This is a genomic window from Brevundimonas sp. (assembly GCF_023259385.1).
GTDB lineage: Bacteria > Pseudomonadota > Alphaproteobacteria > Caulobacterales > Caulobacteraceae > Brevundimonas.
Map to the genome: position 1 here is coordinate 1 of NZ_JAHFPF010000232.1, position 5,514 is coordinate 5,514.

Genomic DNA, 5,514 nt, shown 5'->3' on the forward strand with positions numbered 1-5,514 from the left:
AGGCGAGCCGGGGCGCGGGCGTCGAGGGCCGGTTCTCGTCCTCGTCCCGATTGCGCTGGAACGGCAGGCGGAAACCGAGGACCGAGCGCTGGGCGCCCGCCGGAGTGACTGGGTCGACCGGTTGGGCCGACGGCGGTTCGGGCGTCGGACGCGGCCGCGGCCGCTCGTTCTCCAGCAGGGGGCGGGGCTCGATCTCGACGTAGAGGATGGTCGGCTGGACCGGAAGCTCACGGGTGTGCTCGTCCAGCACCGTCACGGCCAGCCCGCCGAGGACCAGGACGTGAGCGGCCACGGAGGCGCCGACCAGCACCGGCTTGCGCCAGCGGTTCCTGTCACCAGACTTCACCCGCGTCGGCGCCGCCATTCGTCCTCCCGATCCAGCGTTCAGGGGAGGGGGCGAGCGTGGCCTTATTGCGGCGCTGGGCGGCCGCTTCACTCTTCTCGTCGCTGGTTGGGCAGGAAGCCGTGGATGCTGGAGAACAGGCCGACGCTCACCTCGACCCCGCAGTCCGCGACCGGGCCGCTCTTTTCGCATTCGGCGCGCTGCGAGGCCCGGGTTTCACGCCGTTCCGCATAGCCGGCGAGTTCACGCGCGCCCTGGCGGGCGAAGCGGGCGTCGCGCTCGGGGGAGCCCGTGCCCGAAACGGGAGCGGCCTCGGCGCTCTGGTCGCCGAAGCGGTCCTCGCACAGGGCGCGGTCCTCGCGGCTCAGCAACTGAGGGCTGGCGCAGCCCACGCCGCGGGTGCGCAGGCCGCGCCCGACCCGGTCGGCCATGGTCTCGGGCCGGACCTGCCAGGCCCCGGCGCCGGATGGAGGCGCAGGCGCGCCGGGAACGGGCGAGGGAAGGCTGGGCTCGGGCGTCGAGGAAGGAGCAGTCTCATCCTCCTTCCGGTCGCGCCGGAAGGGCAGGCGGAAGCCGAGGACCGAGCGCCGGGCGTCCGTCGGGGCTGCAGCTTCGACCGGTTGAGCTCTCGTCGGTCGGGGCGCCGGCCGCGGCCGCTCATTCTCCAGCAGGGGCCGGGGCTCGATCTCGATGTAGAGAACGGTCGGCTGGGGCGGCATCACGCGGGCGGGCTCGTCCAGCACCGTTACGGCCAGCCCCCCGAGGACGAGAATGTGAGCCGCCACGGAGGCCGCGACCAGTCCCGCCCGCGTCCTCGCCGCCTGTCGCGCTGGTCCCGCCAACCGCCACCCCCGATGTCCACGCACAGGGGAGGGGGCCAGCGTGGCCGTATTGCGGCTTGATCCGGGCCATTCCGCGAGCGGACAAGGCGTGAGAGAACGGGGGATGTTCGCTCTCGCGCTTCTCACCGTTCTCGCCGCGCCGCAGGATCCGGGGATCTTGCCCGAAACCACCCTACCTGATGTGGTCGCCGAGGCGCCGCTTCGTGGGGGACGGGTCGTGCTCAGCTGCGTCGTTCAATCGAACGGCGCCCTGAACGACTGCCAGGTCGTTTCCGAGACGCCGCGGGGCGCCGGCCTCGGCGCGAGGGTCCTGGAGGGCGCCCGGCGGGCCCGAACGAATCCGGGCGGACGCGGTGGCGACAGTGGGGGGCGCGTGACCTTCACTGTTCACATCACGCCTCCGTCGGCCGCGCCCACGGACCGTTAGCGCAGCCAGCCCTTCTTCTTGATGTAGATCAGCGGCAGCAGGGCCGCGAGCAGGGTCAGGACGATGGTGAAGCTGAAGCCGTGCTTCCACGCCAGCTCCGGCATGACGGCGAAATTCATGCCGTAGAAGGTCGCCACCAGGGTGGGCGGCAGGAAGACCGCCGTGATGATGGTGAACACCTTGACGATCTCGTTCTGCTTGACGCTGAGCGAGGTCATCACCGAGTTCTGCAGGTAGCGGACCTTGTCGTGCTCGAACCCGGCGTGCTCCTTCACGCTGGCGATGTCCGAGATCAGGGTCTCGACATACTGGCGCAGGTCCCGGGCCTCGCCGCCGATCTCGAGGCGCAGATAGCGGGCCGCGCGCTCCAGCAGGAGCTGGCTCTCCTGGATGCGCGAGATCAGCTCCTCCTTGTCGTTCAGGTCGGCCATCGCATCGTGAATGTCGCTGGAGTCGATGCTCTGGCCGGTCTCGTCGACCCCTTCCGCGATCATGCGGATCCGGTCGTTGACGCCCTCGAGCGCCCCGCTGGCGAGGCCGAGCACATGGTCCGTGTTGGCGTTCAAGGCCAGCAGCAGGACGTACATCACCGCGGCCCGGCCCGCGCCCAGGTCGGGCCGCCGCGCCAGCATGGCGGGCGCGCGGTCGAAGGCCGGGAAGCCGTCGGCGGGCTCCAGGGTGATCAGGACGTCGTCGCCCAGGGCGAAGATCACGGTCTGCTGGCGCACCTCGAAACCGTCCCGCACCAGGCTGGCGACGGGCAGGTACAGGAACCGGGCGTCCTCCTCGAAGACATCGTCGGCGGCGGGGAAGCGGCAGCCGTGCACGGCGGCGGCGTGGGCCAGGGCTGCGCCGTCGCCGCGGCGCAGGCGCAGCCAGGCCGTCGGCGAGACCTTCGAGGCATGGGTGATGAGCAGGTCGGTCATTGCGCGCCCTCCTGCCGGACGGGGGCGTCCGCGTGGCTGGGGGAGGTGGACGACGTGACCGTCGGATGGGTCTCGTCGTCTCCGCCCAGGGCGAAGTGGACGATCAGCATGGCGCCCGAGAGCACCAGGTACAGAACCACCACGGCGGTGATGACTTCGCGCTCCAGGCCGGAGGCGGCGTGGGGTTTGCGGGGCGTGGCGGGGGTGGTTTGGCGGCGGATGTTCATCGCTCGTCTCCTTGCGGCCGGCGCGGACGCCGGCGGGACGAGCGGAGGCCGAAGCCCCTAACCGAGACTCCGGATCACGCCCGTCCGACCGAGGTCGGCGGCGACCTTCGATGTCTTGCGCGAGGAGGCGGCGGTGATGACCGCGCCCCCGATGCGACTAGGATAGGGGTCCATGGTTCGGGTTCGTTCTGCGCCTCGGAAATGAGGCGTGGCGGACCTAGGCTTGGGGGCAGGGGGTGTCAACCCCGGCCCGCGGGGCGCTGCGCCCTTGACCTGACGGGCCTCCGCGCGTAGAAGCCGCCCACTTTCGCGAGGGATGTCCCCGGACCTCCATCCTGATCGTGACAATCGAATGCGACGGGCTGTGCCCGCCGGAACGCCCAAAGCGCGCGTTCCGGTTTTTGCGTTTGACCCCGGTGTTGCGCGTGTTGCGCACCATCGACAACACCCGGGCGGCCCCTCGTCGAGAGACGGTCGTCCAAAAGAAGGTTCACCGAGGCGCTCCGGCCGAAAGGCACACGCTTCCATCGATCGAAGAGAACGAGTTTCGAATGCCGACTATCAACCAGCTGATCCGCAAGCCGCGCGCCCCCAAGCCGGTCCGTAACAAGGTCCCGGCCCTGAAGGGTTGCCCGCAACGCCGCGGCGTCTGCACCCGCGTCTACACCACGACCCCGAAGAAGCCGAACTCGGCGCTTCGTAAGGTCGCCAAGGTCCGTCTGACCACCGGCATCGAAGCCGTGTGCTACATCCCGGGCGAAGGCCACAACCTGCAGGAGCACTCGGTTGTGCTGATCCGCGGCGGCCGCGTGAAGGACCTTCCCGGCGTTCGCTACCACATCCTGCGCGGCGTGCTCGACACGCAAGGCGTCAAGGACCGCAAGCAGCGCCGTTCGCACTACGGCGCCAAGCGTCCGAAGTAAGCGATCGCTTCATTCCATTCGCCGGCCGGGACCTTCGGGGTTCGGGCCGGCCGTCCGATACCGATTTAGAAGGCCAAGCCCATGTCCCGTCGTCACCGCGCACAGAAGCGCGAAGTTCTGCCGGATCCCAAGTTCAAGGATCTGACCGTCACCAAGTTCATGAACTACGTCATGTACGAAGGTAAGAAGGCCGTCGCCGAGAACATCGTGTACGGCGCCTTCGACATCCTGGCCGACAAGAAGAAGGACCAGGAGCCCGTCGCGACCTTCCACACCGCGCTGGAAAACGTCGCTCCGGCCGTCGAAGTCCGCTCGCGTCGCGTCGGCGGCGCCACCTACCAGGTGCCGGTCGAAGTCCGTCCGGACCGCCGCAAGGCCCTGGCCATCCGCTGGCTGGTCAACGCCGCGCGCAAGCGTGGTGAGAACACCATGACGGAAAAGCTGGCCGCCGAGCTGCTGGACGCTTCGAACAACCGCGGCACCGCCGTGAAGAAGCGCGAAGACACCCACAAGATGGCCGAAGCCAACCGCGCCTTCAGCCACTACCGCTGGTAAGCCTTTCGGGACGCCGCCGGTCTTCAAGATAAGGCCGGGGGTTCCTATCTACCGACTATCCGGCGCGGGCGGTTTGAGCTAAATCGCCCGCGCTCGCTTATCCGAACATTCCCGAGGCGCCCGAAGCGGCGCCGCATTGACCGCAAGGCACGCTCCCATGCCCCGCACGCATAAAATCGAAGACTACCGCAACTTCGGCATCATGGCGCACATCGACGCCGGCAAGACGACGACGACCGAGCGGATCCTGTATTACACCGGCAAGTCCCACAAGATCGGCGAAGTCCACGACGGCGCCGCCACCATGGACTGGATGGAGCAGGAGCAGGAACGCGGCATCACGATCACGTCGGCCGCGACGACCGCTTACTGGAAAGAAAAGCGCCTCAACATCATCGACACCCCCGGGCACGTGGACTTCACCATTGAAGTCGAGCGCTCGCTGCGCGTCCTCGACGGCGCCGTGACGGTGCTGGACGGCAACGCCGGCGTCGAGCCGCAGACCGAAACCGTCTGGCGTCAGGCCGACAAGTACTCGGTGCCGCGCATCGTCTTCGTCAACAAGATGGACAAGATCGGCGCCGACTTCGACGCCTCGGTCCAGTCGATCCGCGACCGTCTGGGCGCCAAGGCCGTGCCGATCCAATTCCCGATCGGCGCCGAAAGCTCGCTGTCGGGCCTGGTCGACGTCGTCGAAATGCGTTCGGTGGTCTGGGACAACGACGCCCTGGGCGCCAACTTCACCGTCGGCGAGATCCCGGCTGACCTGATGGACAAGGCCGTGGCCGCCCGTCAGTACCTGATCGACAACGCCGTCGAACTCGACGACGAGGCGATGGAAGCCTACCTCGACGGACAGGAGCCCTCGGTCGAGACGCTGAAGAAGTGCATCCGCAAGGCCGTGCTGACCGGCGCCTTCTACCCGATCCTGTGCGGCTCGGCGTTCAAGAACAAGGGCGTGCAGACGCTGCTGGACGCCGTCGTCGACTACCTGCCGTCGCCGCTGGACATCCCGCCGACCCCGGGCATCGACTTCCGCACCGAAGAGCCGGTCGTGCGTCACGCCTCGGACGATGAACCCCTGTCGGTTCTGGCGTTCAAGATCATGGACGACCCCTTCGTCGGTTCGCTGACCTTCTGCCGCCTGTACTCGGGCAAGATGGAAACCGGCATGTCGCTGCTGAACTCCAGCCGTGACCGCAAGGAACGCGTCGGCCGCATGCTGCAGATGCACTCGAACAACCGCGAGGACATCAAGGAAGCCTACGCCG

The 5,514-nt window shown here is 68.3% G+C and carries 7 protein-coding genes and 1 pseudogene; 4 read left to right on the forward strand and 4 right to left on the reverse strand.

Translation table 11 applies throughout. The annotated features are described in order from the left end of the window. Both Q0C81_RS15230 and Q0C81_RS15235 read right to left on the reverse strand, forming a co-directional pair. Positions 1 to 364: pseudogene (locus Q0C81_RS15230) on the reverse strand (hypothetical protein); the annotation flags it as partial. 68 nt (positions 365 to 432) lie between these two features. Continuing rightward, positions 433 to 1,128 (reverse strand): hypothetical protein, encoded by a 696-nt coding sequence (locus tag Q0C81_RS15235; RefSeq protein WP_291839781.1) that lies wholly within the window; start codon positions 1,126 to 1,128, stop codon positions 433 to 435. A gap of 160 nt (positions 1,129 to 1,288) precedes the next feature. On the opposite strand from Q0C81_RS15235, the gene Q0C81_RS18330 reads away from it, so the two are divergent. After that, the gene (locus tag Q0C81_RS18330; protein WP_367118031.1) at positions 1,289 to 1,612 is read left to right on the forward strand and encodes a TonB family protein; all 324 of its coding nucleotides are present in this window, start codon (positions 1,289 to 1,291) and stop codon (positions 1,610 to 1,612) included. Here Q0C81_RS18330 and Q0C81_RS15240 read toward each other — a convergent pair. Together Q0C81_RS15240 and Q0C81_RS15245 are read right to left on the reverse strand one after the other, a co-directional pair. Beyond that, on the reverse strand, positions 1,609 to 2,538 hold the full coding sequence (locus Q0C81_RS15240) for a CorA family divalent cation transporter (RefSeq protein WP_291839784.1): 930 nt from the start codon (positions 2,536 to 2,538) through the stop codon (positions 1,609 to 1,611). The genes Q0C81_RS18330 and Q0C81_RS15240 overlap by 4 nt on opposite strands. Beyond that, complete coding sequence (locus Q0C81_RS15245; protein ID WP_291839787.1) at positions 2,535 to 2,765, reverse strand: hypothetical protein; 231 nt, start codon at positions 2,763 to 2,765, stop codon at positions 2,535 to 2,537. Before Q0C81_RS15245 ends, Q0C81_RS15240 begins: the two co-directional genes overlap by 4 nt. A 551-nt stretch (positions 2,766 to 3,316) precedes the next feature. On the opposite strand from Q0C81_RS15245, the gene rpsL reads away from it, so the two are divergent. The 3 genes from rpsL to Q0C81_RS15260 all read left to right on the forward strand — a co-directional run. Continuing rightward, positions 3,317 to 3,688 (forward strand): 30S ribosomal protein S12, encoded by a 372-nt coding sequence (rpsL, locus tag Q0C81_RS15250; protein ID WP_056453566.1) that lies wholly within the window; start codon positions 3,317 to 3,319, stop codon positions 3,686 to 3,688. An 81-nt stretch (positions 3,689 to 3,769) separates the two neighbouring features. After that, complete coding sequence (rpsG, locus tag Q0C81_RS15255; RefSeq protein ID WP_168044696.1) at positions 3,770 to 4,243, forward strand: 30S ribosomal protein S7; 474 nt, start codon at positions 3,770 to 3,772, stop codon at positions 4,241 to 4,243. A 157-nt stretch (positions 4,244 to 4,400) separates the two neighbouring features. Then, positions 4,401 to 5,514: GTP-binding protein (locus Q0C81_RS15260; RefSeq protein WP_291839798.1), on the forward strand; the 1,114-nt coding region annotated here is incomplete at its 3' end.